A 23,414-nucleotide genomic window follows, 5' to 3' on the forward strand; every position below is an offset into this window, starting at 1 on the left:
AGTCCGAAAATAAGATAGAACATTCCCCCACTATTCTATTCTGATGCATCACTATATAGATCGACGTGTTGCAATATAGTCTCAAAAGTGAAACAAACTGATATCTACACAGCATTGCAATAAAAATGAAACATTCGAGTTTTCTTTATATTCATTTCAAACACGGATTATATAAATTATTAAAAGTGAGACAGGTACAACTGTCCAGTTAAATTAACCCCGACAATCATAAATACCGAAAATCAAGTTAAATCTAAGAGGATTGTATTGTGAAAAACTCCATCTTTGGACAGAGCCTAGACAGGTAAGTGAAGCGGTTTAAACATCTGTGCTACGGGTTAGACATCTGCGCTTCAGTTAGACAAAAGCACAGCGGTTTAGCCACAGGTACAGTAGATTAGTCATCAGTGAAAAAACAACGAGCATGTTTCTAATCACACAGGTTTACAGTAAAAGACAAACAAACTCATTCGCGGTCAACCTTAAAACCCGACTCATCGCCATACAACGGCTAAGGTAAAAAGATAGGTAAAAAGAGGTAAGCAGGCAGAATCCTGACTACAGAAAAGCCACAATTGGTTTCAAAACCTTCCCCACTGACTCGATTGAATAGTAAAGCACCGTTTTCCAGCAATTTATTTGTGATCTGGGTTGCACGCGTACCGCATACTATCAGATACTGAACAAAACTAACCTTCAGCCACAGTAAACGTTCCGCGCTTGCTGTTCAGGAAATTCAATGAGTTCAGATAATCAGCCGACCTACTTCTTTTTCGATTACGAAACTTGGGGCGTGAGCCCAGCAAAAGACCGTCCGAGTCAGTTTGCAGGTGTTCGTACCGACCAAGATTTCAATGTTATTGGAGAGCCTCTGGTTATCTATTGCCAACCTCCTGCTGATTACCTCCCTGCACCTGATGCTGCGTTGATCACCCGTATCACGCCACAGAAAGCGGCTTCACAAGGTCTCCCTGAACCAGAGTTTATCGCTAAGATCCATGCTGAGTTAGCGAAACCTAACACCACAAGCCTTGGCTACAACAGTATTCGATTCGATGATGAAGTAACGCGTTACACCTGTTACCGAAACTTCATCGACCCATATGCGTGGAGCTGGCAGAACGGCAACTCACGTTGGGATCTGTTAGATGTAATGCGCGCTGTTCACGCACTGCGTCCTGAAGGCATTGTTTGGCCAGAGAACGAAGAAGGTTATCCAAGCTTCAAACTGGAACACCTATCTGTGGCAAATGGCATTGAACACGAGAACGCGCACGATGCGATGGCCGATGTTATTGCGACCATCGAGTTAGCGAAGAAGCTGAAAGCTGCGCAACCTAAGATGTTTGATTACCTTTACAACATGCGTCATAAGCGTAAGCTGAATGATCTGGTTGATATCGTAAACATGACACCATTGATGCACGTTTCAGGCATGTTTGGCCGTGACTGCAACTACACCAGCTGGATTGTGCCTATGGCTTGGCACCCAACCAATCAAAATGCCGTTATCGTGGTGGACTTAGCCAAAGATCCAAGCCCACTGTTAGAACTGGACGCTGATGAACTCAGAGAAAGGCTCTATACCAAACGCAGTGAACTGAGTGAAGACGAGTTACCCGTACCCATCAAATTGGTTCAACTGAACAAGTGCCCTATTCTTGCTCCAGCCAAAACGCTGACGGCTGAAAATGCCGAAACCATCGGTATCGATCGCCAACAATGCCTGAAAAACTTGGCACTGCTGCGCGAACACCCAGAGATCCGCGAAAAACTGATCGGCCTGTACTCACAAGAACGCGAGTACGAAAAGAGTGATGATGTTGATACACACCTTTATGACGGTTTCTTTTCACCTGCTGATAAAACAGCGATGGACATCATTCGTGAAACAGACCCGAACAACTTGGCAGCTTTGGATATCACCTTCAGTGACGAACGAATAAAACCATTACTGTTCCGTTACCGTGCGCGTAACTTCCCATGGACGCTCGACGAAGCTGAGCAATTAAAATGGGCGAACCATTGTCGTGAGTTTTATGAATGCCGTTTAGAAGAGTACATGCTCAACCTTGAAAACCTCGCGCATGAACATGAAAGCGACGAGAAGAAAATGGCTATCTTGAAGGCGGTTTATCAATACGTAGAAAAGTTAGCTAGCTAATTCCATTATCAAGAGACGTAACACTTTGAAAGAAAGATTGATCCAACTGGTTTACTGCTTAATCTCCTTCACCTTAATCATAGGTGCACTTACAGCAGGTAACGCTTTACAGCACTTTTTGGATACCTCAATCCCAGGCAGTATTTTTGGCATGTTGATTCTGTTTGCCGCCATGGTGATTGGTATTGTTCCTTCGCACTGGGTACAGCCCGGTGCAAGCTTGATTATCCGCCTAATGATCTTACTGTTTGTTCCGATCAGTGTTGGGTTGATGGATCATTTCGACATGCTCATCGCGAACGCATTGCCAATTATGGCGAGCGCCGTTGGTGGCACATTACTGGTGTTGGTGTCCTTATCATGGTTCTTAGACCGCTTGCTTTCGAGAGGTAACTGATCATGTGGATTCTACTCACCATCGTGGTATTCCTGTTTGCTCGCTGGGTAAGTCAAAAAGTAAACTCGCCGCTTTGTAATCCCCTGCTTATCAGCATTGGTATCATCATTCCGATACTCACGTTCTTTAGAGTACCGTTTGAGACTTACTATGCCGACAACACCTGGATTACCTACATGCTTCAGCCTGCGGTTGTTGCCCTTGCTTACCCGCTTTATGAACAGCTACCTCAAATCAGAGCCAACTGGCGCATTATTACCTTTGCTTGCACGCTAGGCAGTGTGATGTCGATGACAACGACAGCATTAATCGCAGTGGCTTTTAAAGCGGACTTAACTTTGATTGCGAGTTTATTAGGTAAGTCAGTCACTACGCCAATTGCAATGGAAGTATCGAGCCATTTAGGTGGTGAAGCAGCAATTGCGGCAATACTGGTATTGATTGTTGGTCTATTTGGGGCAATTTTTGCTTACCCAATCTACAATCTCATTGGTATTAAGAGCCCTATTGCACGAGGTTTAACCATGGGTACCGTGTCTCACGCTTTAGGCACCGCGACTTGTGCGGAAAAGAATCAGGAAGATGCAGCATTCAGTTCTTTGGCTCTTGTGCTTTGTGGCGTCATTACCTCAATCATCGCACCGAGTATATTTTCGCTCGTGGTTTGGTTCTACTCTTAACCTAAACGATCACTACGCGATTCAGCCCAACCAGAATGCTGTTTATTACAGTGTCTGTTTGGGCTTTTTATTCGCATTTATTTAGCAATAGCAGTCAAGTCACGGTCTTTTACGAGCAATAAGTGCGATATCAGCTGTATAAATGGCTCTTGTAATCGATTTCAAGTGTGACCTCACTCTAATTATGCAAACCAATGTAACAACAACAATTTAATAGTGATCTTTATCACAGAAAATTCCTGAGCAATGCATAAACTTAAAGCCTAAGGTCAATTAAGGATTCAACATGAACAGTCGTATTACCCTGGCGCTGGAAAGTGCTCCATCATCAATGAAAGCGCTTTTGAGTGACATCGTATTAGCAGACAACTTTGACGCGACATTGTCTCCAGAACAATTTGCTAGCCTACTGCAAGCAAGTGGTCTAGCGGATGACGAGCTACGTATTGCGCTACTTCCTTTTGCCGCAGCGTATTCTTACGCTCCGTTATCTGACTTTTATGTTGGTGCAATCGTGCGTGGTTTGTCTGGTACTCTGTATTTTGGTGCAAACCTTGAAATCGCTGGTGCTCAACTTGGTCAAACCGTTCACGCTGAGCAATCTGCAATCAGCCACGCTTGGATGAAAGGCGAACTCGGTATCTCAGATATCACCATCAACTTCAGTCCTTGTGGTCACTGTCGTCAATTCATGAACGAACTGACAACAGCAAAAGAACTTAAAGTTCAGCTTCCACAACGTGATGAAATGTCTCTGCAAGAGTACTTACCAGACTCGTTCGGCCCTGCTGATTTAGGTGTGACAACTGGCCTAATGACAAAGCTTGATCATAAGTACACGACCGAAGAAACAACGCCTATTGTTGTAGAAGCGCTAGCAGCACTAAACCGCAGCCATGCTCCTTACACCAAAAACCTAAGTGGTGTTTCACTACAACTGACGTCAGGTGAAATTTTTACGGGAGCTTACGCTGAAAATGCAGCGTTCAACCCGAGCCTACCACCTCTGCAAGTCGCGTTAATTCAACTTAAACTGGCTGGCTTCGATTTCGAACAAATTGAAAGTGCTGCTTTGGTTGAAATCGCAGAAGGTAGCATCAGTCACCTAGCGGATACGCAATCTACATTAGAAGCGATTAATCCCGACATTCCAGTGACTTACTTAGCAATCTAAGTACATCTGATTAACAAAAATTTAAATAAGCAGCCCTATTTAACAGGGCTGCTTTTTTTATGCCTGTAATTAAAGCAACAACTTGCGCAAACGTTTGCTTTTGTCATTGAAATAAGTATGATCACCCCGTTTTCAATCAATCGTTCAAAAGATCGGAAGGAATTTCTATGTTTGGTACTGCTACTCGTGAAAATGCTACTCGTGTACTTCTATTAGGTTCAGGTGAACTCGGCAAAGAAGTTGCTATCGAGTGCCAACGTTTAGGTTTGGAAGTTATTGCTTGTGACCGTTATGCAGACGCACCAGCGATGCAAGTTGCGCATCGTAGCCATGTATTAGACATGTTAAACGGCGATGCACTTCAAGCGATCATTGAACTAGAAAAGCCAGATTATGTGGTTCCTGAAATTGAAGCTATTGCCACCAGCAAGTTGGTAGAGCTAGAAGCGCAAGGCTTAAATGTCGTTCCAACTGCGAATGCGACCAAGCTAACGATGAACCGCGAAGGTATCCGTCGTCTAGCCGCAGAAGAACTCAAACTGAGCACTTCACCTTACCGCTTCGCAGACACCTTTGAAGATTTCTCAGCCGCTGTTGAATTCGTGGGCATGCCTTGCGTTGTTAAGCCAGTAATGAGCTCTTCAGGTAAAGGCCAAAGCGTTATCAAAACAGAGGAAGACATTCAGAAGTCTTGGGACTACGCACAAGAAGGCGGTCGTACTGGCGCGGGTCGTGTAATCGTTGAAGGCTTCATCGACTTCGATTACGAAATTACGCTACTTACCGTTCGCGCAGTCGACGGTGTTCACTTCTGTGCGCCTATCGGTCACCGCCAAGAAGACGGTGATTACCGCGAATCATGGCAGCCACAAGTGATGTCAGACAACGCACTTAAAGCCGCGCAATACACGGCTGAACAAGTGGTTAATGCACTAGGTGGCCACGGTATCTTTGGTGTCGAGCTGTTTGTTAAAGGCGATCACGTTATCTTCAACGAAGTATCCCCTCGCCCACACGATACAGGCCTAGTAACATTGATGTCTCAAGACTCATCGGAATTCGCACTGCACGTACGAGCCTTTACGGGTATGCCGATCAAATCAATTACTCAGTATGGCCCTTGTGCCTCTGCCGTAATCCTTGGTCAAGGCACATCAACGAATATCCGCTTTGAAGGCCTTGCAGAAGCGCTAGACGCACCACAAACGCAAGTTCGCTTGTTTGGTAAGCCTGATATCGATGGTCGCCGTCGTCTTGGTGTGGCGCTTACTCGTCGCAACAGCACTGAGACAGCGATTGAAGATGCAATTGAGAGCGCGTCAAAAGTAAAAGTGATTTACTAACCTGCTATTCAATTCTGAACAATCACGAGTTCAAATCTGAACCATAAAAAGACGGGCTATCGAGCCCGTCTTTTTGTTGGTGTTATCTGTTCGCTTAACTAAGCAGACTGAACTTAAGCGTCTGACTCAATCAAATACACTTCTTCACAGAAGCGAGACAAGCCTTTCTTAGCAATCTTCGGATGTTCATCGTTCGCTATATCTTGATTCAACAATGTAATTTTGTATCCTGCAAACAATTGAGCAATCTCTAACTTAGGTACGCTAAACGGAGGCCCAGCCATTTCGTTTTGGTCGTAATCCAGTGTTACCAAAAGAATCTTACCACCCGGTTTCAGTAGTTGTTTCAAACGCTCGACATACTGCACTCGCACCTCTTCAGGCAATGCCACTAAAGAAGCTCGGTCATAAATAATGTCAACAGGCTGAATAGGCGCTGTGAAGTAGTCTCCCGTGTAAACACTCAATTCATCGAATTGGTAAAGCTCATGCTGACCACTGATTTGAGTCACCGTCGGCGTGTAAAAATGCTCTGAGAAAAATGCGCGTACCGCGATTTGGCTAAGCTCAACCCCTTGAACCTCTTCATGCTTAGACGCTAACCAAATCAGATCTTCACTTTTGCCACAAAGTGGAACAAACACACTCTTCTCGTAGCTAGGCTCAGTATTTTCCCAAAATTTAATCAGAAGTGGGTTTACATCTTCGAGGTGGAAACCAATTTGGTTGGCTGCCCATTTATTGTGCCAAAATTCAGGATTATTCATCTTTCGTTCATGTTAAACAGTCATAATGCAAGGGTACAGTATAGAGAGGTAAGAGCAACCTTAGCTTGGTTTAAAGTACTAAATTGATTTCGATAAAATCAGAAACTGGCTAAGTTCAAAGTTCTGATAATTGCAGAACTAACGGTTGGATTATTTGTCTATATCTTCACATTTTAAAGCAATATTAAACGTTAGAGTTAGTTTCTGTCTTAGCTAGCCCCATTAAATATGTAGTGAGTTTAGTTAAGCTGTTTTTACTCTTGTGCGTTACTGGTTACCCCTTTTGACTACCCGTTTTTTGTAACCTTGTATTTTGGAGTTTGAATGAGTGTATTTCTCCGTACGACGGCCCTAATGCTTTTGGTATTGAGCCGAGCGCCTGCATTCGCAGCAGCACCTGTTTCAACAAGTTCAACAGATCAAACGCGCACTCCTGCGCAAAACCAAGTATCTTCAAACGTATTCCGTCATAGTTTGAGCGGCCTTTACGGCATCAAAGCCTTCGACTCACGCCCGACTCAGCCTTACACCGACTTCGATATTTTGTACAGCAAAGCGCATCAAGGCCAAGCTGAACTAGAAACTATCTGTAAAAGTACTGCCCTACTCACCAATTCTGAAGCGCTATTTGCTGGCGTTAAATCTCAAGCTCGCGCAGAAGAAAAAATCGCCCTTGAGCTTGATGGTGATGTGACCAAAATTACCGACTTAGCCCGTGCAACTATCATCGCGAACGATGTAGAGAGCTTGGTTGAAGTTTACGAAGCGCTAAGCCGTGAAGCAGACGTTGTTAAGCTGAAAAATAAGTTTAAATCGCCGGCTGACTCTGGTTACCGTGACCTTAACTTGTTGGTTCGTTTGCCTAAAACCAACATCATTGCAGAGGTTCAACTTCACTTAAAAGCGATTGCTGACGTGAAAAGTGGTCCTGAGCACGAGCTGTACGAAATTATCCAAGGCATTGAGCGTCACGCAATTGCAGAACATCGCCCAATCAACGATATCGAAGCGGCACAAATTAATAGCCTAAGACGCCAATCTTTAGAGCTTTACCAACAAGCATGGCAACCGTACATCACAACGCACATTAAAGCGGCTTAGTCCTGACTAAACAATTATCATAAACAAGAACGACAAAGGGCTGCATAATCGCAGCCCTTTGTTTTATCTATTGTTTTGCTTATCGTTATCTACTGTTTTACCCACCGAACCTCGTAGAGACCAACTTAGCCAATACCCAGAGAAAGCTCAGCTACTGGTGATAATACTCTTTAGTGCGGTTGTATAAGTCCAATGGCTCCAACGTTCCATAGAACGCGGCTACGTCTTGTAGGTCTTCATCTGAAAGGTGTTTGACCACAGACTGCATGTACAAATCTTGGCGTTCATCACTTTTAAAATCACGCAGCTGCTTAAGAATATACCCAGCTTTCTGGCCTTTGATGTTTGGGTAAGATTGTACGAAGGGAATAATTTTGTCGCCATGACACTGGCTACATAGATTTTGAACCAACTTTTCACCTGACACTAAGCTGGGTATGTAATCTTTGGTGATTACCTTGCTATCGACAAGCGTTTCAACCTCAGTTTTAGCTTCCACTTCAAGCTTTGGCACTGGTTTCGACTCTATTCCTAATGATTCGACGCGCAAGGCAACTTTATCTTCAGTGCTCGGCTGTTCATCAGTACACGCCGACAACAACAAAACTACTGATACAGCGGCTATCGCTATAGCTCTATTTGCAACAGCTCTATTAAAAACAGCTCCATTCGCAACAATTCCATTCACAAGAGAGGTTCGTTTTAATCGATTGATGATCATTGGCTCTCTCCCGGCATAGGTGGCATCAAAGCGCTATCAATAGGCTTACGACGATACTTGTTCATATCGATGCCTTTGTCTTGATAGTAGGTACTGAGGTAATCCAATACTGGATCCCAAGTATCAGACAGATCCCACAGCCCTTGAGTGTCGACCATCCACTGAATGGTTTCACGCCATTGCTCTCTGTTGCCGCTATTCTGAGCAACGATTAAGCTGGTATGGCAGGCGTTACATTGCCCTTTCACGGTCTCCCAACCGGGTGCCATGATCAGCCCCGAGGCTTTATCTACGCCGTAGTACTCTTTTGGGTTTTCTGGAATGTCTTCAGCATGAACAAGCATCGACGTTAATAAGCTACACACCAATGCCGCTCTCATTATGCCTTTACGGTAACTGCGCTTGCTGGCAGGAGTTGAGTCTGCATGAAATGACTGGCCATTAACCAAATTGGTAAGTTTAGAACGGCCATCGATAGGCTTATTGGAAATAGACAGCATCACGACACTCTTACTGCGATACGGTGGCAACCATTAAACAGGTAACCTTTAGGATTCCATTGCGGTTGCACGACTGGCTGGCTATCGCCTTCGCTATCGGTCGCCTTCGCCCAGATCTCATAATAGCCTGTCATGGGAAGGTCTAGATCAGCTTCCCATTGTTGCCACGCGCCCTTGTTTACCGGCTTATTCAGCTTTGCATCATGCCAAGTGGTGCCGTAGTCGTAACTAACTTGCAGCTTCTCAACGGTTCTTAACCCAGCCCAAGCATGACCACTGACTTTAACCTTCTTACCGAGGGCAAACTCTGTCCCACTTTTTGGAGAAGTAATCAGCGACTTCACAATCATCTCTTCAATGATTCGGAAATCTTTGTTATCCACTTTCTCACCCGGAGCGATTGGGTTCTTAGGCACTTGATAAGCAGGAGCCGCCATCTTGTGCCCATCATGAATCTTGTTTCGAATACTGATGCCTGTTGCGCATTTCTGAGAAACAGAAGCCGGTCGACCGCCAAATACCGTTCGTAGCGGATAACCATGGAGATATGGGATCGGCTCGCCATTCATTTCCCATGCAATCAAGGAGTTATCGTTCATCGCCGCTGCAATGGGAACGCCACGTGAAATCGCCTCACCTTTACCACTCAAGTGCTTATCAAAGCCATGGTTACCAACGTAAACCGCATCATCCTTAATGCCACAGTCTTTAAGCACATCACTCAACAACACACCTGTCCACTGTGAACAGTAGACACCAGCATTGTTCCATTGATTGCCTTTAGTGCTTGGATAAAAATTGTTACGGCTGTTACCACCACACTCCAATACTAGGCTTTGCGTGTGATGTCTAAACTTAGATTTGAGCTCAGCAATTGTGTAGGTTTTGCTCTGTTTTACCGATTCACCTTTCACTTCAAAGGTCCAAGTATCTGGATCCATCTCCGTAAAATCTGGCATCAAGCCATTCCAACGAACAAAGGGAACATCTGCAGGAGTCACAGCAGGTGCAAGCATACTTTCTGGCGGATACGCATTCAAAGGGTTGGTATTTAAAACGGTGTAGTAATCCGGTAGATCTTCTGCTTTTGCCCACGTTAATGCATTGATGTCCAGTGCAGCTAAACCTTCAGGGCGATTCGCGGCAAATACCCACGACACCGGTAATGCAGATACTGCGGTTACTGAAAGCGCGGCTTTAAGGAACTGTCTTCTATCTAAACTCATTGCGGTGACCCTGTGTTATTCAGTTGGTAAAAGTAATTAGCTAACTTCTTGATGTCTTCTTCTGACAATAGTTGCACGACTTTGGACATCGTTTTGTCCTCACGCTTGCCACTTTTAAAGTCAGTCAGTTGCTCAGTAAGGTAGACTTGGTTTTGCCACTTAAGGTTGGGGATAGAGGGAAACGAGGTGTCGTTGTTACTGCCATGACAAGCAATGCACATATTGGCGAGTTGCTGGTACTCCGCTGCCGAAGCGACAGTCGATAAAAAGAGTAACATCAAAGCTAAAGCGGACTTACGCAAAGCTTCTCCTTAGATTTAGATCAACAAAATAGATTAACTGGCTGTTTATTGAGCGCATTACAGCAAATCACTCGGCCGATTTAAATTCAATTAGATTTAACCTCTGTTCAATTTCACTGAACGTATTTATAAAACCAATAAGATGCACTTAATTCATACTCTCTAGCTGTCCATTTTAAATGTATGGTTTATCTTTTATTCCAACTCCTCTCATCTAACTTAGAAACAGACCGATCGTAGTCAGTTCAAATAAGTCACAAATATCTGGGTGATTGCTCTTTATCCCTTTAAGTTTTTTTGCTTAGATACAATTTCAACCATCTGACAATTAAAGGGATTTCGTCATATGAAAATCAAAACATCTGCGATTTTCGTGCTCTCCGCTCTAGCGTTACCTTCTCATGCCAATGAGTGTGGTGAGTTCACGATAGCCGATATGAACTGGAACTCGGCAAGCCTAATAGCACACGTAGACCAATTCATTCTTAATGAAGGTTATGGCTGCGACGCACAACTTATCCCCGGAGATAGCGTTCCAACGGGTACCTCCATGATCGAAAAAGGTCAGCCAGATGTCGCACCCGAACTTTGGACAAACGGAATCAAAGAAGCACTAGACAAAGGCGTAGCGGATAAACGGTTACGTTATGCAGGTAAGTCGCTGGTTAATGGGGGTGAAGAAGGGTTTTGGGTCCCGAACTACCTTGTTGAACAGTATCCGGAGCTCACGACTATCGAAGGTGTGATTAAAAACGCAAAGCTGTTTGAACACCCAGAAGATGATGAGAAATTCGCGTTTTACAGCTGCCCAGCGGGTTGGACTTGTCAAATTACCTCCGGTCACCTGTTCGATGCGCTTAAGTTAGAAGATCACAATTTTGAAATGGTTGATCCCGGCTCAGGTGCCGCTTTAGCAGGTACGATAGCGAAAGCTTACGAACGCAAAAAAGCATGGTTTGGATATTACTGGTCACCTACGCCTGTGCTAGGTAAGTATGAGATGGTTAAAGTTGATTTTGGTAGCGGTATAGACGTCGAGGAATTTCGAAACTGCACGACTCAGCCTGACTGTGAATCACCTAAAGTGACCATGTTCCCACCAGCGCCGGTTCACACGGTAACAACGGAGAGCTTCGCAACTAGCCAACCTCTTGCCTACGAATACTTCCAGAAACGTGGTTTCACCAATCAGAAAATGAGCCAGATGTTAGCTTGGATGGAAGAAAATCAAGCGGATGCAGAAGAAGCTATGTATTACTTCTTAGAAAGCTCTCCAGAAGTTTGGAAGCCTTGGGTGTCTGAAGAGATCGCAAGTAAGGTTCAACAAGCCCTTTAGAGCGAAGATTCAAAGGCAGAAGCCTAGTCTCTGTTTTAGCATCTAAAGTAAGATCGTTACGTGGAACAGAAAGAAGATGGAGTTTGAGAAAGATTACAAAAAGTTAAAGGAATGCGTTTCGCTTAGACTCTATGCAGATACAAAAAGACCACGCTAGGCGTGGTCTATTGCTTGGCTACTTCTCGATTTTAATATTTTCAACTCGGGCCTTTAGTTTTTGTCCCGGTCTGAAAGTAACAACACGTCGAGCAGAAATTGGAATGTCTTCACCAGTTTTCGGGTTACGACCAGGTCGCTCGTTTTTCTCGCGAAGATCAAAATTACCAAAACCAGACAGTTTTACCTGTTCGCCATTTTCGAGTGCTTTACGAACTTCTTCGAAAAACACTTCAACCGTTTCCTTGGCATCCCGCTTGCTGTATCCGAGTGTCTCAAACAGGTTCTCAGCCAAATCGGCCTTCGTGAGTGCCATAAAACTTTCCTCAAAGCTATGTTAAACATTGCTACTATCGTGAGTAGCGCCAAAGCATTTACCCTATTCAATCAATGAGATAAGGTCATTTACAAGGAAAGTGTATGCCAAGCTTCTGATTTTCGCCAACTTTTTTATCTTAACTATTTAATTATTCTTTCAAATCAGAAAGATAACTCGCTTCAAAATTCACATATATAGCTAAAAACCATCTACTCAACAGCCACCAAATGGAGTTATATTCTATATAAATAACACTTGGTAGAATTTAAAACTTTAGCGATCTAAATAATAATTTTTGAGACTTTTCTCCGATACCCAATAAAATCAGCCACTTGATTTGATATGGGACTCAACAGAGGTTACTAAATAAGCGTTATTAAATATGAGATTTGTATCATTTCAGAATTTAATTCGAATTCACTTATAACAACCCATGTTCTTTTGGGTTTTAATCAGTAATCCAATCATTATAAGAAAGCTTCTTTGGCACAACATGCAAATGATGGGCAATAAACGGCTATTATTCATCTACAAAGTAAGCCTCAAAAGAGAGATCCCACCTAAGAGGTTGTTTAAGTAAAAGTTCGTTTCTTATAGCTGATTGTTATGTTATAACATATCCAAATTATCACTAATTTTGTGGATTGAATGAGAGACATCGAAGCGATCATCGAGCACGTAAAACAAGGCTGTAAAACTAACGGAAAACAGTTTACCGCTAAAAGATTGTTGATACTGCGTGCGCTGGTTCATGCCGACAAAGCGCTGTCTGCGTATGAAATCGTTGAATATTGTAAGGAACACTTTGGTCAACACGTTCAAGCGATGTCGGTTTATCGAGTATTGGAGTTTCTTGAAGAGCAGCACCTAGCACACAAACTGCAAGTCTCTAATAAGTACATACTTTGCGACCATATCCTTTGCGATCATGAGCACGGCATCCCGCAGTTTTTGATTTGCTCTGAGTGCGACAAAACCAGCGAGCAAACCATCGCCCCTTCCATCATTCGCGATCTTCAATCTCACGCAAAACAAGAAGGCTTTACTGTAACAAGCCCCCAGTTAGAGATTAGCTGCGTATGTGATGAATGCGTCGATACATAAATATTCCGCTCCATCAATGGTGGTAGACCCTGCGGCACTAAAAAAATAAAAGAGCTCAATATGTTAAGAAGAAACCCTAGCGGCCATATGCCGAACGTATCGGAAACCGCCTTCATTGACCCGACCGCTATCATCTGCGGGAAAGTTATCATTGAAGATAACGTGTTTATCGGCCCCTACGCCGTCATTCGTGCCGACGAGGTTAACGAACAAGGTGACATGGAAGCAATCGTGATTAAGCGCGATACCAATATTCAAGATGGTGTCGTCATACACTCAAAAGCAGGAGCAGCGGTTACCATTGGAGAACGCTCTTCTATCGCTCACCGTTCCATCATTCATGGCCCTTGTGAAGTTTGTGACGATGTCTTTATTGGCTTCAACTCGGTGGTATTCAATGCTGTGATTGGCAAAGGTTGTGTCATTCGCCATAACTGTGTGATAGATGGCCTCGATTTACCGGAAAACTTCCATGTTCCACCAATGACCAATATAGGCTCAGGGTTTGACTTAAATAGCATCTCCAAAGTACCGCCTGAATACTCTGCATTTTCAGAGTCTGTGGTATCAGCCAACCACACCCTAGTTCAAGGCTATAGGAGAATTGCTAATGAGCTCTGATAAGTCACCTATGTTAGGCATTCCAACCAACATTATTACCGGGTTCCTTGGAGTGGGAAAAACCTCTGCGATTCTCAACCTGATGAATAACAAACCAGAAAATGAACGCTGGGCTGTGCTAGTGAATGAGTTTGGAGAAATCGGCGTTGATGGTAGCTTGATTCAAGGCAACCAGACCACACAACAAGTGTTCATTCGTGAAGTACCCGGTGGTTGCATGTGTTGTGCAGCAGGTTTACCGATGCAAATCGCGCTCAATCAACTGCTTACCGAAGCCAAACCAGATCGTTTGTTAATCGAACCAACAGGGCTTGGTCACCCTAAAGAAGTGCTGCAAGTTTTGTCCTCTGAACATTACCGTAAAGTACTATCACTGCAGAAAAACGTTACCTTAGTCGATGCACGGAAGCTCTCTGATTCTCGCTATGCAGATCACGATACCTTCAATCAGCAAATCACCATTGCCGATACCGTAGTTGGTAACAAAGTCGACCTATACCAAGATGGCGACGCAGAGAAACTGGCTGAATACGTGACTGAAATTTGTCACCCGAATACCAAGCTAGTCTTCGCTCACCATGGAAAAATCCCTTTTGAAGAGTTCGAAGGAGATACAAATTTCTTTGGCCAACAAGCGCACCACCATCATCATCAGCAAGAAAAGCCGCTCGCTTCAGAATTACCGATGCCAGAAAGCGGCATGATCAAAGCGACTAACCAAGGTGAAGGTTTTGAAAGCGTTGGTTGGCGATTCTCAGCAGAGAAACTGTTTGACCACCAGCGTTTGAGACACTTTTTAGTTGGATTGAAAGCTGAGCGGATGAAAGCGGTATTCATTACTCAAAGTGGTATTTTCGGGTACAACTTAACAGAGGATGGCTTGACGGAATCAGAACTCGATGAGTGTATCGAAACCAGAATAGAAGTGATCGGTCTAGAAATAGATGACGATCTTGAGAACCAGTTACTTGAGTGCATGATCGCTTAAGTCATAGAAAGAAATAAGCCCACTAATCTTGTATACCAAAGCTAGTGGGCTTATTTGCTTGTTATGGATTAGCAGTCTTATCAGCTCCTAGAAAAATGCTGAGCCTGATTAGCCTACAGAAACTAGACGCTTCTCTGCCAAGGCCATCGCAATGTTCGCTTTAGCGTAAGCGCTCTCATTAATGAAATGTGGATAGATATCTTGTTCGCGCTCCCAATAGATATCATAACCAAAGAAAGTCGCTAACAACGGCTCACCTTGCTTCACGGGTTCGAAATCTCTGCCACAAATCGCTGGGTGTACCGTAGCGACTCGCATACCATCGGGACCAAGTGGCACATTCACTTCCTCAACATAGAAGAAAGCACTGTAGTCTTGTAACGCTTTAACTTGGTTAAGATTATGGTTCTCAACGTAATCAAGAACCAAGGTTAGCATCTGCTTCATGAGTTTGAGAGTGTCGAACTTGAGTGACCCATGCGCTTGAGCCCCTACTTCAATCATAACGCCGCGATCACCTGCCGTGCACAGGTATGGCTGCTCATCCCAAGGTTTTCTGTCTTCAAAAAGAATATTGGCTTCCGGCATACGTTGCTTCACATACGCGCCCATTTTTTGGTAGAAAGCATCATTTGACAGCAAGATTAATGTCGCCCCCATATTGCTGGTCGTGTTGTGTAAATCAACGATCAATTGTTGCTCTCGATTTGCATACCTTTCGGCAAACTGACGCGCGACCGCCTGTTCAGCTAAGTCAGATCCGCTTTCTTTATCACCCACAGCAAACTGACGGTTTAGGTCTATATCTAGGTATCGTACATTCTGTTCTACCGCTTTCGGATTTGCGATAACAGAAGTCGCAGCGAACGTTGAACGATCAGCTCCATACATGCCCTCTTTGATCAGCTTATTTAGGTAAATACCTGAGAGCTCATTGCCGTGTGTTCCCGCAACCAGCAAGACTTGTTTAATTTTATCCATGATATCGATGTCCAAATGTCGAGTAATCTAGCCACTCATTATTGATACGATATAACATAACAATTACTGAGAAGTTTCTCCAGATAACTTGACCGCCTTCCGTAAGATAACTTTAATCAAATTCGATACATAGAATAAGACCTCACAAGTGCGAGGTCTTATTTGTCATTCAAAGCTGGTCATGCAATATCAGTTTTCTTCAATCACTTTTGCTTGGCAAGTGTTTGTGTCGCTTTGGTATTCGTTGTATTCGCAGGTTTCACAATCAAACCAATCCCAATAAGAAACAGTATTGAGGCAACAACCTGAGCGACAGACAGCACCTCGTCATACATAAAGTAACCACTAATCAATGCGAAGATAGGCACTAACAAGGTTAACGGGGCGGTTGTGCTTAACGGGTATTGGATTAATAACTTATTCCACACCCAATAACCAAATAGCGTGGTTGGATAAGCCTGAAACAGCACCGCAATCGTCGTATTCCAATCCCATTGTTCAATACCCTGCCAGATGATTTGGTCACCGTGTAACATCACGGCAAACAACACCAATGGCACCGGAGCAAACAGCATCCCCCACACATTAAATGCAAAAGCCTGAGTGGTTTTAGATGCCTTAACAATCACGCCCATCAAGGTCCAACTGCATGCCGCTATCATAATCAAGATAACACCTTTGAGTGTCACGTTGCCCGTTGCTGCGGAAACCAACACCGCTAAGGCACACATGGCTAGCATCGCACCCATTAATTTACGAACGGAAGCACTCTCCTTGAACACCCACACGCCAACCGCCATGCCGATTAATACGTTGGTTGAAAGCAAGACCGATGAAAGCCCCGAAGACAAACCCGCAGTAATCGACCATGAAGCCATACCCCAAATTCCCACACCGAACACAAAGCCATAACTGACTAAGTAGCGCCAAGCGACATTAGGTCTCGCCACAAAAAATATCACCGGAATCACCGCTAGCGAAAAACGCGCAGCAGTGGCCAATAATGGATGAACGTTGGTCACACCCATTTTGATCATCGAGAAATTGAACCCCCAAATTGCCATAACGAATACCGCTAACAACAAATCATTTCTTTTCATACTCACCCCTCCTTTGTTTTGAATGAGTATCCCTTGAACAATAAAACCAGTACAGATACAATTTTCATAATAAAAACCAGTACAGTTGATAACGGTCGTGACAATGAGCATCTACAGAAAGCTAGCCAATCAATTTATCGATGAAATAGAAACAGGCAAAAGACCGGAAGGCGGACGCATGCCTTCGCTTCGTCAATTGGCCAAGCAACAGGCGATCAGCATGTCGACCGTGGTGAGCTGCTACCAAGAATTAGAATCACAAGGTTGGATCCATTCTCGACCGCAAGCGGGATATTTTGTTTCTCCTCATAAACCTGCTCACTCAACCCCAGAGTGGGCACAGTTTGAGAGTAAGGTGTCCAGCGTTAGGCAAACCTCATCGACTCACAACTCAATCAATGGGCCTTTAGGGGTTTCGAGCACCACTAATGATGAGCAGTCGATCGTTGAACTGGAACGTAGTTTTCGTCGCGCTATTAGGCGTATGAGCAACAGGCTTAACCATTACCCAGATACACAGGGTGAGCCGATGTTACGACAGGCATTATCCACTCATTTTGCCAAGCTCGATGTGCACTTTTCACCTGAAGAGATGGTGATTACGGCTGGCTGTATGTCTGCGATTAAGGCCGCACTTGAATCTTGCACTAAAGAAGGCGACACCATCGCTATTAGCTCGCCATGTTTCAACGGTATTCTGGAATTGCTCGGACAAATGTCGCGAAAAATCATCGAGATCCCGTCTCTAAATGATGGTGTCGACTTGCAACAACTGGAAGCGCATTTGAAGAATAAACGAGTGGATGCCGCGATCTTTTGTACCTCTCATATGAACCCTCAAGGGATCAATATGTCAGCCACTCAAAAGCAGAAACTGGCTGAATTAGCGAATCACTATCGAGTGCCGATCATTGAAGATGATGTGTATCTGGAACTGTCCTACTCCTCACACACGCCGCTGCCAGCAAAATACTATGACAAAGGCGGCTATGTATTATGGTGTGGATCAGTCTCGAAAAGCCTGTCACCGAGTTACCGATTAGGATGGTGCTTACCGGGTAGGTTTATCAACGAATACAAGGCTCAGTTTTCTGCAGCAAGCTATGGCGTTGCCCTGCCGACTCAGCTTGCGGTTGCTGACTTTATCGAATCTGGTCAATACGCAAAACACGTTCGAAGAAGGTGTGCTCAAATCCTTTCATTACGCCAACAATACCTAAGCTATTTAGCTCAGCATCTTCCTCAAGATGTGAAGATAAGTAACCCACAAGGTGGCATGGTGCTTTGGCTGCAAATACCCAACTTGAACCAATCAACCTTTGCTCAGGCAGTTGCTGACCAGAACATTGATATCAGGCTTGGGCACCTGTTCAGCACTCTCGACCTTTACAGCAATTGCTTACGCATCAATATTGGTTACTCGTTAGAGGGGAAAGCCAAGCAGCAATTGGACGACTTGATAGAACTGATTCACATTCATAGGTAATACGTGCTAATTCATAGTTAATACGTGCTAGTGAATAAACAAAGCTAACACACCGTAGCTTTTCATAATCGGCCTTTTCATAGCCATTCGAACACCGAATTTTAATAGCCTTTTATCATAAAAAAGAAGGCTATTATTCCCATCTGAACTAGGTTAAAGCCCCGAACCGTAAGGAAAATCACTCGCCTCAAAACCCTTAAATACTGAGTTTGCAAGCACGCACAAAAATATGCAACTTGGCTAATGACACCTCACTTTTAATCGTCAATATACAGCCGTCAGCGCTGGCGTTTTCCTGTATTTGAAGAGAACTATTATGAGTGATAAAACAAAAACCAAACCACTACCTTCCTTTATCGAAGAACGCTTGAACTTCTATATTCAAGACCTAATTACCCAGAACCAAAGCCAAAAGCATTTGGTTTTGGGTAAACGTCCACCACGCAACGCTGTTGTCATGCAGAGCAATGATTACCTAGCGCTGTCACACAACAAGCCGATCCAACGAGCTCACCAAGCGGCGATCAGTGAACACGATGACAGCGTGGTGATGTCTGCAATTTTCTTACAAGATGTGCAGTCTAAACCTGCGTTCGAAACTGAGCTCGCGAACTATGTCGGAATGGAGAGCTGTTTACTTTCTCAATCGGGCTGGGCGGCCAATATTGGGCTATTGCAAACCATCTGCCCACCGGGCACACCTGTGTATATTGATTTCCTTGCACACATGTCGCTTTGGGAAGGAATCCGCGCTGCCGGCGCAGTTGCCCACCCGTTTATGCATAACAATATGAATCACCTACGCAAACAGTTAGAACGCCACGGCTCAGGCGTCATTGTTGTCGACTCGGTTTACAGCACAATCGGAACCATTGCCCCACTGCGTGACATCTACGAAATGGCGCAAGAGTTTGATTGTGCGGTCGTCGTTGATGAATCCCATTCTCTGGGTACACATGGAGAAAATGGTGCAGGCTTAGTGCAAGCGTTAGGACTCACCAACCAAGTCGACTTCATCACCGTTAGCTTGGCAAAAACCTTTGCTTATCGCGCTGGGGCAATCCTTGGTCCTAAACAACTGTCTAGAACCTTGCCGTTTGTGGCGTACCCTGCGATTTTCAGCTCAACAGTGTTACCACAAGAGGTGGTTCGTTTAGAGAAAACGTTAGAGGTGATCAAAGGTGCGGAAGACAAACGAGAAGCCTTATTCAATCGGGCAAAATCGCTGACTACGGGGCTAAAGCGAATTGGCTTTAATATCCGCAGTGAGTCTCAAATTGTAGCGCTAGAGTGCGGCAATGAAAGAAACACGGAGCGTGTGCGAGACTTCTTAGAAGAACGTGATGTGTTCGGTGCGGTTTTCTGCCGCCCTGCTACTGGCAAGAACAAAAACATCATCCGTTTTTCAGTGAATGCCGACATGACGCCAAGAGACATTGACCATGTGCTCACGGTTTGTCACGAAGCGTACCATCACCCCGAGTTAGAGTTCGTGTAACCTTGTTCGAACCGTATTTATAACTAACACCAACGGCAGGACTGAATGGACGCTATCATGTCGCGATACAAAAAGAGCCCAGCAATTCGCTGAGCTCTTTCTTGTATTTATGTCTACCCAATGCCCGTGAACTTCAGACTATTACACCCCCTAAATCCAGTGAGCAATTTTATCGAACAGTCGGTTCTTGTCCGCTGGTTTAACAATAAAGTCCGACATGCCTGATGATTCCATTTTTTCCAATGTCACAGGAGAACTGTCACCCGTGTGAGCAATAATTGGCACTGAAGAGTATGCTTTGTTAGCGCTTCGAATTCGACGAGAAGCTTCAACACCGTCCATGATTGGCATCTCGATATCCATCAGAATTAAATCAATATCATCGCTGTCCAACGCGTCTAAGGCTTGTTGCCCATCTTCTTTCTGCACGACATCAAAACCCTGCTTTTCCAATAACATCGCGGTAAATCGGCGCAGAGATTCGTTATCATCGACCACCATGATCGTGCGCTTATTGGTAGCCTCTAACGGTTTTACAGAAACTGATGGCATCACATAGTTGGAGTCGAAAAGTAAGCGTTCGATGGTCGCCTTGGTATTCAGTAGCCAAACTTGTGTTTCCACCCAAATAGGTTCAAAAGCAACGTTTCGGACACGTTTAATTGGGTGATGTTCATACAAATAGATGATTCGAGCTTCAGTGAATGAAAGTAAAGATTCAACCCTATCGAGGCAACTTGCTCTTAAATCCAAGCTCTCCATGTCAACGAATATCAAGTCGAATTCGAACTGGTATTCCTTATTTTTAAGCGCTGATGCTACATCCAACACCGTGAGCTCAAACCCCATAAAACGGGCTACCTCAGTCATTTTATTGGTGAGAACTTTCTGGTCACTCACCATTAGCACAGTCTTAAGTTTAGTCAGTTCATTCTTGATTTCTTTCACCGAATGGGAAGACAAAGACGGAAAAGTCATCGTGAACTGTGTCCATTGATCCACTTCAGACTGACATTTAATTTCACCACCAAACGAGCGCATTACCTTCTGACAAAATGGCAAACCTAAGCCGTAATTACCCGATTGGCCAGTAGTATAAAAGTCCTGAAAAATGCGTCGAATCACATCATTTGAGATGCCTGATCCGTTATCGGTAACCATTATTTGATTGGCCACTTCATCACTACACATGGTGACATGAATATGAAAATCTTCAGGGCAGCGATGGTGGAATGCGTTCTTGAACAAGTTATACATCACGTACTTCAACAAAGTGTCGCTACCCAAGAAATCAAAGTTACTCTGTACGTCTAAAGAGATTGCTGATTTATCAGCAGAGCGCTTGTAATTGAAACTGTCTATCGCATCCTCAACCACCGCTTGCGCTGAATGCTTCTTAAACGTAGATCGAGAGACTCGGTTTTCATCAATTGAAGTCAGTAACAGATCTATCGTTTCGTTACCGGAATGAATGATCTCCATCGCTTCATCGCCCACTTCACGCAACTGAATCACTTCTTCATTGCTTAACGCATATTGCCCTTTTTGATCGCCACTTTTAGGGTTCGGCAATATGGACTGCATGACATCAATAGAGGTAAGTAATCCGCTTAGAGGGTTTCGCATCTCATGGGCAATACCCGCACCAAAAGACTTCGCCAATGACACCTTGTTTTCATGTTCCACCTGATTGCGGAAGTAGAACAAGTTGCCGAATAAGTAGATAAACAAAAAGATTGGCACATGCGTCCAATCCATTGTGAGTTCGAGGTAGAAGCCTTGTGCAATCCAAGCGCACAAGGTAGCAATCCCAATACCGGCAAAGGTTTGTGCAAACATCACTCTCGTCACGTGCACCAATAAAATATGGAGGAAAATAGCCGACATGAATGACATAACCCAAACGTTGGACCAATTATTCATTAGCAGCATGTAGAAGAAGAAACCTGGCAAACAGATAGTTACGGCAACTTGATAATAAGCCGGAAGGTATTTTCGCCATTCAAATGGGACGCGATTGCGAAATATAATGCCAAAGAACAATACCGAGCAAAACAGGCGAAGCGCTAAGTTTTCGTAGGGTTGCGGGAACAAAAACTCCCACACAATGTAGTAAATTGGGAAGCCGACAAAGCCCATCCAACCCACGAGGGTTAAATTCGGTTCTGCGTACTGGTAAACTTTACGAATCGCGTTCATACGAAATACTTTGCTCTCTAAGCCCTGACGTTTATTAATTCTATGATTTGGTTTTTATACTTATATTTTGGCGCCGATTATATTACACATCACGTCCGAGCAGTGAGGTTTCAATCAAATATGTACCAACGCATTTGTTTTTATTATTAAGCGTAGATGAATGATGCACCCTGCTGACGCTTAAATTTAAGTACGAGTGCATGGTTCAGGGATGGGCATGCGCGGTGTTCTTTTGATAACTGTGTTCAGCTTACCGCTATGTCACTGTTACTCGATGCATTTTTCTTGGAGTATCCCCGTAATCTATCACTGCGTAATGTTGCGTTACCCTGTTATCCCAGATCGCCATTGAGCCGTTGTCCCATTTGAAACGAACTTGAAACTCAGGGCGTCTCGCAATTTCAAACAGTTGGCTGAGTAAAACATCACTCTCTTTGCGGTCGAGTTCGTTGATATAACGAGTAAACTGTTCATTGATACAGAGCGTTTCTTTATCCGTTTCAGGATGAACTTGAACAACAGAGTGAACCACTGGCGGATTCTCCTGTGCTGTTTTAATCAAGGATTTGTGCCAATCGAGATCAATGTCTTCTGATTCTATACCTTCAAAGGCCACAAGCGAATGAGTCGCCGACAACCCTCTCAACTTAGCTTTCATATCTTCATGTAGAGATTCAAAAACCGCAGTCATAGAACACCAGATAGTGTCACCACCAATGCTTGGAATGTGTTGAGCATGCAACAGGGAAGCTTTCGACGGCAAGCTGCGCCACGTTAAGTCGGTATGCCAATAACTTTCCTTTGGCGCATTGCCACGGGTTGTTTCAATCACACTCACCTGTGGCGCACTTTCCACGCGAGGGAAGAAAGGATGTGCAGGTTCTAACGTTCCAAAGCGCTGTGCAATCATCAAGTGTTGTTCTGGAGACAAAGTCTGCCCGTCGAGAAAGATCACTTGATGGGCAATAAGTGCCTGATACACCTTATCGAGTTCATCAGCACTGCATGTAGAAAGCTCTAGTTCGTGAATACGAGCGCCGATGTGAGGAGTAATGGGTTCTATTTTCAACATACTTTCGCTTATTGGTGATATTGAGTTGCAGGGCGGATCTGGCTACTAGGCTAATCTGACTACTAACTGTAAACCGGGTAAATGCTGGTTTTCTTTCTCACTTGAAATAGAAAGTCGTCTCTCCGAATCGAGTAGGAGGAGGCCTCACGGCCTCCGTCCTCTCACACCACCGTACAAGC

General features: G+C 44.3%; 22 protein-coding genes. 12 read left to right on the forward strand and 10 right to left on the reverse strand.

Annotated features, from left to right (window positions below; translation table 11 throughout):
- The first annotated feature begins 739 nt into the window (after positions 1–739).
- From sbcB to purT, 5 genes are all read left to right on the forward strand, one after another.
- Positions 740–2,164, forward strand: a complete 1,425-nt coding sequence (gene sbcB, locus AB6F11_RS04300; protein WP_102393864.1) for an exodeoxyribonuclease I — start codon at positions 740–742, stop codon at positions 2,162–2,164.
- A 25-nt stretch (positions 2,165–2,189) separates the two neighbouring features.
- Positions 2,190–2,561 carry a CidA/LrgA family protein gene (locus tag AB6F11_RS04305; protein ID WP_004734867.1) on the forward strand — a complete coding sequence of 124 codons (372 nt, stop codon included), beginning with the start codon at positions 2,190–2,192 and terminating at the stop codon, positions 2,559–2,561.
- 2 nt (positions 2,562–2,563) lie between these two features.
- Positions 2,564–3,241: an LrgB family protein gene (locus tag AB6F11_RS04310; protein WP_017090893.1), complete on the forward strand. Its 678-nt coding sequence runs from the start codon at positions 2,564–2,566 to the stop codon at positions 3,239–3,241.
- A 286-nt stretch (positions 3,242–3,527) separates the two neighbouring features.
- Positions 3,528–4,415: a cytidine deaminase gene (gene cdd / locus AB6F11_RS04315; protein ID WP_017059133.1), complete on the forward strand. Its 888-nt coding sequence runs from the start codon at positions 3,528–3,530 to the stop codon at positions 4,413–4,415.
- Between the two features lie 167 nt (positions 4,416–4,582).
- Positions 4,583–5,758 (forward strand): formate-dependent phosphoribosylglycinamide formyltransferase, encoded by a 1,176-nt coding sequence (gene purT / locus AB6F11_RS04320; RefSeq protein WP_102393863.1) that lies wholly within the window; start codon positions 4,583–4,585, stop codon positions 5,756–5,758.
- A gap of 113 nt (positions 5,759–5,871) precedes the next feature.
- On the opposite strand, the gene AB6F11_RS04325 is transcribed toward purT, so the two are convergent.
- A complete protein-coding gene (locus AB6F11_RS04325; RefSeq protein ID WP_102393862.1) occupies positions 5,872–6,525 on the reverse strand; it encodes a thiopurine S-methyltransferase in 654 nt (217 codons plus the stop codon).
- A gap of 324 nt (positions 6,526–6,849) precedes the next feature.
- Here AB6F11_RS04325 and AB6F11_RS04330 point away from each other — a divergent pair, with 324 nt between their 5' ends.
- The gene (locus AB6F11_RS04330; protein ID WP_017059130.1) at positions 6,850–7,626 is read left to right on the forward strand and encodes a RelA/SpoT domain-containing protein; all 777 of its coding nucleotides are present in this window, start codon (positions 6,850–6,852) and stop codon (positions 7,624–7,626) included.
- Between the two features lie 151 nt (positions 7,627–7,777).
- Here the strand turns inward: AB6F11_RS04330 and AB6F11_RS04335 are convergent, their stop codons facing one another.
- Genes AB6F11_RS04335 through AB6F11_RS04350 form a run of 4 tightly spaced genes read right to left on the reverse strand, consistent with a single transcriptional unit; the run spans position 7,778 to position 10,375 of the window.
- Positions 7,778–8,347 carry a c-type cytochrome gene (locus AB6F11_RS04335; RefSeq protein WP_102393861.1) on the reverse strand — a complete coding sequence of 190 codons (570 nt, stop codon included), beginning with the start codon at positions 8,345–8,347 and terminating at the stop codon, positions 7,778–7,780.
- Positions 8,344–8,847 carry a cytochrome C gene (locus AB6F11_RS04340; protein WP_102393860.1) on the reverse strand — a complete coding sequence of 168 codons (504 nt, stop codon included), beginning with the start codon at positions 8,845–8,847 and terminating at the stop codon, positions 8,344–8,346. The genes AB6F11_RS04335 and AB6F11_RS04340 overlap by 4 nt, the downstream gene beginning before the upstream one ends.
- Positions 8,847–10,073 carry a molybdopterin-dependent oxidoreductase gene (locus AB6F11_RS04345; RefSeq protein WP_102393859.1) on the reverse strand — a complete coding sequence of 409 codons (1,227 nt, stop codon included), beginning with the start codon at positions 10,071–10,073 and terminating at the stop codon, positions 8,847–8,849. Before AB6F11_RS04345 ends, AB6F11_RS04340 begins: the two co-directional genes overlap by 1 nt.
- Entirely contained in the window at positions 10,070–10,375 is a 306-nt protein-coding gene (locus AB6F11_RS04350) for a c-type cytochrome (protein ID WP_061025265.1), read from the reverse strand. Before AB6F11_RS04350 ends, AB6F11_RS04345 begins: the two co-directional genes overlap by 4 nt.
- A 346-nt stretch (positions 10,376–10,721) precedes the next feature.
- On the opposite strand from AB6F11_RS04350, the gene AB6F11_RS04355 reads away from it, so the two are divergent.
- Positions 10,722–11,711, forward strand: coding sequence for an ABC transporter substrate-binding protein (locus tag AB6F11_RS04355; protein WP_048611496.1), 990 nt, complete (start codon positions 10,722–10,724; stop codon positions 11,709–11,711).
- 175 nt (positions 11,712–11,886) lie between these two features.
- Here AB6F11_RS04355 and ihfA read toward each other — a convergent pair whose 3' ends face one another.
- Entirely contained in the window at positions 11,887–12,183 is a 297-nt protein-coding gene (gene ihfA, locus AB6F11_RS04360) for an integration host factor subunit alpha (RefSeq protein WP_004734853.1), read from the reverse strand.
- Between the two features lie 651 nt (positions 12,184–12,834).
- On the opposite strand from ihfA, the gene AB6F11_RS04365 reads away from it, so the two are divergent.
- From AB6F11_RS04365 to AB6F11_RS04375, 3 genes are read left to right on the forward strand one after another with little or no spacing between them, the layout of a single operon-like run.
- Positions 12,835–13,290 (forward strand): Fur family transcriptional regulator, encoded by a 456-nt coding sequence (locus tag AB6F11_RS04365; RefSeq protein WP_102393858.1) that lies wholly within the window; start codon positions 12,835–12,837, stop codon positions 13,288–13,290.
- A gap of 60 nt (positions 13,291–13,350) precedes the next feature.
- Positions 13,351–13,911 carry a carbonate dehydratase gene (locus AB6F11_RS04370; protein ID WP_102393857.1) on the forward strand — a complete coding sequence of 187 codons (561 nt, stop codon included), beginning with the start codon at positions 13,351–13,353 and terminating at the stop codon, positions 13,909–13,911.
- The gene (locus AB6F11_RS04375) at positions 13,901–14,899 is read left to right on the forward strand and encodes a GTP-binding protein (protein ID WP_102393856.1); all 999 of its coding nucleotides are present in this window, start codon (positions 13,901–13,903) and stop codon (positions 14,897–14,899) included. The genes AB6F11_RS04370 and AB6F11_RS04375 overlap by 11 nt, the downstream gene beginning before the upstream one ends.
- 108 nt (positions 14,900–15,007) lie before the next feature.
- Here AB6F11_RS04375 and AB6F11_RS04380 read toward each other — a convergent pair whose 3' ends face one another.
- Positions 15,008–15,880 (reverse strand): aspartoacylase, encoded by an 873-nt coding sequence (locus AB6F11_RS04380; RefSeq protein WP_102393855.1) that lies wholly within the window; start codon positions 15,878–15,880, stop codon positions 15,008–15,010.
- 203 nt (positions 15,881–16,083) lie between these two features.
- Positions 16,084–16,980 (reverse strand): EamA family transporter, encoded by an 897-nt coding sequence (locus AB6F11_RS04385; RefSeq protein ID WP_102393854.1) that lies wholly within the window; start codon positions 16,978–16,980, stop codon positions 16,084–16,086.
- 103 nt (positions 16,981–17,083) lie between these two features.
- Between AB6F11_RS04385 and AB6F11_RS04390 the strand changes: the two genes are divergently transcribed.
- Positions 17,084–18,466 (forward strand): PLP-dependent aminotransferase family protein, encoded by a 1,383-nt coding sequence (locus AB6F11_RS04390; RefSeq protein ID WP_017094916.1) that lies wholly within the window; start codon positions 17,084–17,086, stop codon positions 18,464–18,466.
- Positions 18,467–18,782: 316 nt separating this feature from the next.
- Positions 18,783–19,964, forward strand: a complete 1,182-nt coding sequence (gene cqsA, locus AB6F11_RS04395; protein WP_102393853.1) for an alpha-hydroxyketone-type quorum-sensing autoinducer synthase — start codon at positions 18,783–18,785, stop codon at positions 19,962–19,964.
- Between the two features lie 150 nt (positions 19,965–20,114).
- Here the strand turns inward: cqsA and AB6F11_RS04400 are convergent, their stop codons facing one another.
- Both AB6F11_RS04400 and AB6F11_RS04405 read right to left on the reverse strand, forming a co-directional pair.
- Positions 20,115–22,163 (reverse strand): response regulator, encoded by a 2,049-nt coding sequence (locus AB6F11_RS04400; protein WP_102393852.1) that lies wholly within the window; start codon positions 22,161–22,163, stop codon positions 20,115–20,117.
- A gap of 256 nt (positions 22,164–22,419) precedes the next feature.
- Positions 22,420–23,235, reverse strand: coding sequence for a TauD/TfdA family dioxygenase (locus AB6F11_RS04405; RefSeq protein ID WP_017059123.1), 816 nt, complete (start codon positions 23,233–23,235; stop codon positions 22,420–22,422).
- Between the last annotated feature and the right edge of the window lie 179 nt (positions 23,236–23,414).

Origin of the sequence: Vibrio sp. 10N.247.311.14, from assembly GCF_041467715.1 — a bacterium.
Classification (GTDB): domain Bacteria; phylum Pseudomonadota; class Gammaproteobacteria; order Enterobacterales; family Vibrionaceae; genus Vibrio; species Vibrio crassostreae_C.

Excerpts from the sequence above, each read along its gene's own strand:
- AB6F11_RS04380 (WP_102393855.1), bottom strand. The coding sequence starts at position 15,880 with ATGGATAAAATTAAACAAGTCTTGCTGGTTGCGGGAACACACGGCAAT.
- AB6F11_RS04340 (WP_102393860.1), bottom strand. The coding sequence starts at position 8,847 with ATGCTGTCTATTTCCAATAAGCCTATCGATGGCCGTTCTAAACTTACC.
- AB6F11_RS04345 (WP_102393859.1), bottom strand. The coding sequence starts at position 10,073 with ATGAGTTTAGATAGAAGACAGTTCCTTAAAGCCGCGCTTTCAGTAACC.
- AB6F11_RS04355 (WP_048611496.1), top strand. The coding sequence starts at position 10,722 with ATGAAAATCAAAACATCTGCGATTTTCGTGCTCTCCGCTCTAGCGTTA.
- AB6F11_RS04325 (WP_102393862.1), bottom strand. The coding sequence starts at position 6,525 with ATGAATAATCCTGAATTTTGGCACAATAAATGGGCAGCCAACCAAATT.
- AB6F11_RS04330 (WP_017059130.1), top strand. The coding sequence starts at position 6,850 with ATGAGTGTATTTCTCCGTACGACGGCCCTAATGCTTTTGGTATTGAGC.
- AB6F11_RS04310 (WP_017090893.1), top strand. The coding sequence starts at position 2,564 with ATGTGGATTCTACTCACCATCGTGGTATTCCTGTTTGCTCGCTGGGTA.
- cdd (WP_017059133.1), top strand. The coding sequence starts at position 3,528 with ATGAACAGTCGTATTACCCTGGCGCTGGAAAGTGCTCCATCATCAATG.
- AB6F11_RS04365 (WP_102393858.1), top strand. The coding sequence starts at position 12,835 with ATGAGAGACATCGAAGCGATCATCGAGCACGTAAAACAAGGCTGTAAA.
- ihfA (WP_004734853.1), bottom strand. The coding sequence starts at position 12,183 with ATGGCACTCACGAAGGCCGATTTGGCTGAGAACCTGTTTGAGACACTC.
- AB6F11_RS04405 (WP_017059123.1), bottom strand. The coding sequence starts at position 23,235 with ATGTTGAAAATAGAACCCATTACTCCTCACATCGGCGCTCGTATTCAC.
- purT (WP_102393863.1), top strand. The coding sequence starts at position 4,583 with ATGTTTGGTACTGCTACTCGTGAAAATGCTACTCGTGTACTTCTATTA.
- AB6F11_RS04375 (WP_102393856.1), top strand. The coding sequence starts at position 13,901 with ATGAGCTCTGATAAGTCACCTATGTTAGGCATTCCAACCAACATTATT.
- AB6F11_RS04335 (WP_102393861.1), bottom strand. The coding sequence starts at position 8,347 with ATGATCATCAATCGATTAAAACGAACCTCTCTTGTGAATGGAATTGTT.
- sbcB (WP_102393864.1), top strand. The coding sequence starts at position 740 with ATGAGTTCAGATAATCAGCCGACCTACTTCTTTTTCGATTACGAAACT.
- AB6F11_RS04400 (WP_102393852.1), bottom strand. The coding sequence starts at position 22,163 with ATGAACGCGATTCGTAAAGTTTACCAGTACGCAGAACCGAATTTAACC.
- cqsA (WP_102393853.1), top strand. The coding sequence starts at position 18,783 with ATGAGTGATAAAACAAAAACCAAACCACTACCTTCCTTTATCGAAGAA.
- AB6F11_RS04385 (WP_102393854.1), bottom strand. The coding sequence starts at position 16,980 with ATGAAAAGAAATGATTTGTTGTTAGCGGTATTCGTTATGGCAATTTGG.
- AB6F11_RS04390 (WP_017094916.1), top strand. The coding sequence starts at position 17,084 with ATGAGCATCTACAGAAAGCTAGCCAATCAATTTATCGATGAAATAGAA.
- AB6F11_RS04370 (WP_102393857.1), top strand. The coding sequence starts at position 13,351 with ATGTTAAGAAGAAACCCTAGCGGCCATATGCCGAACGTATCGGAAACC.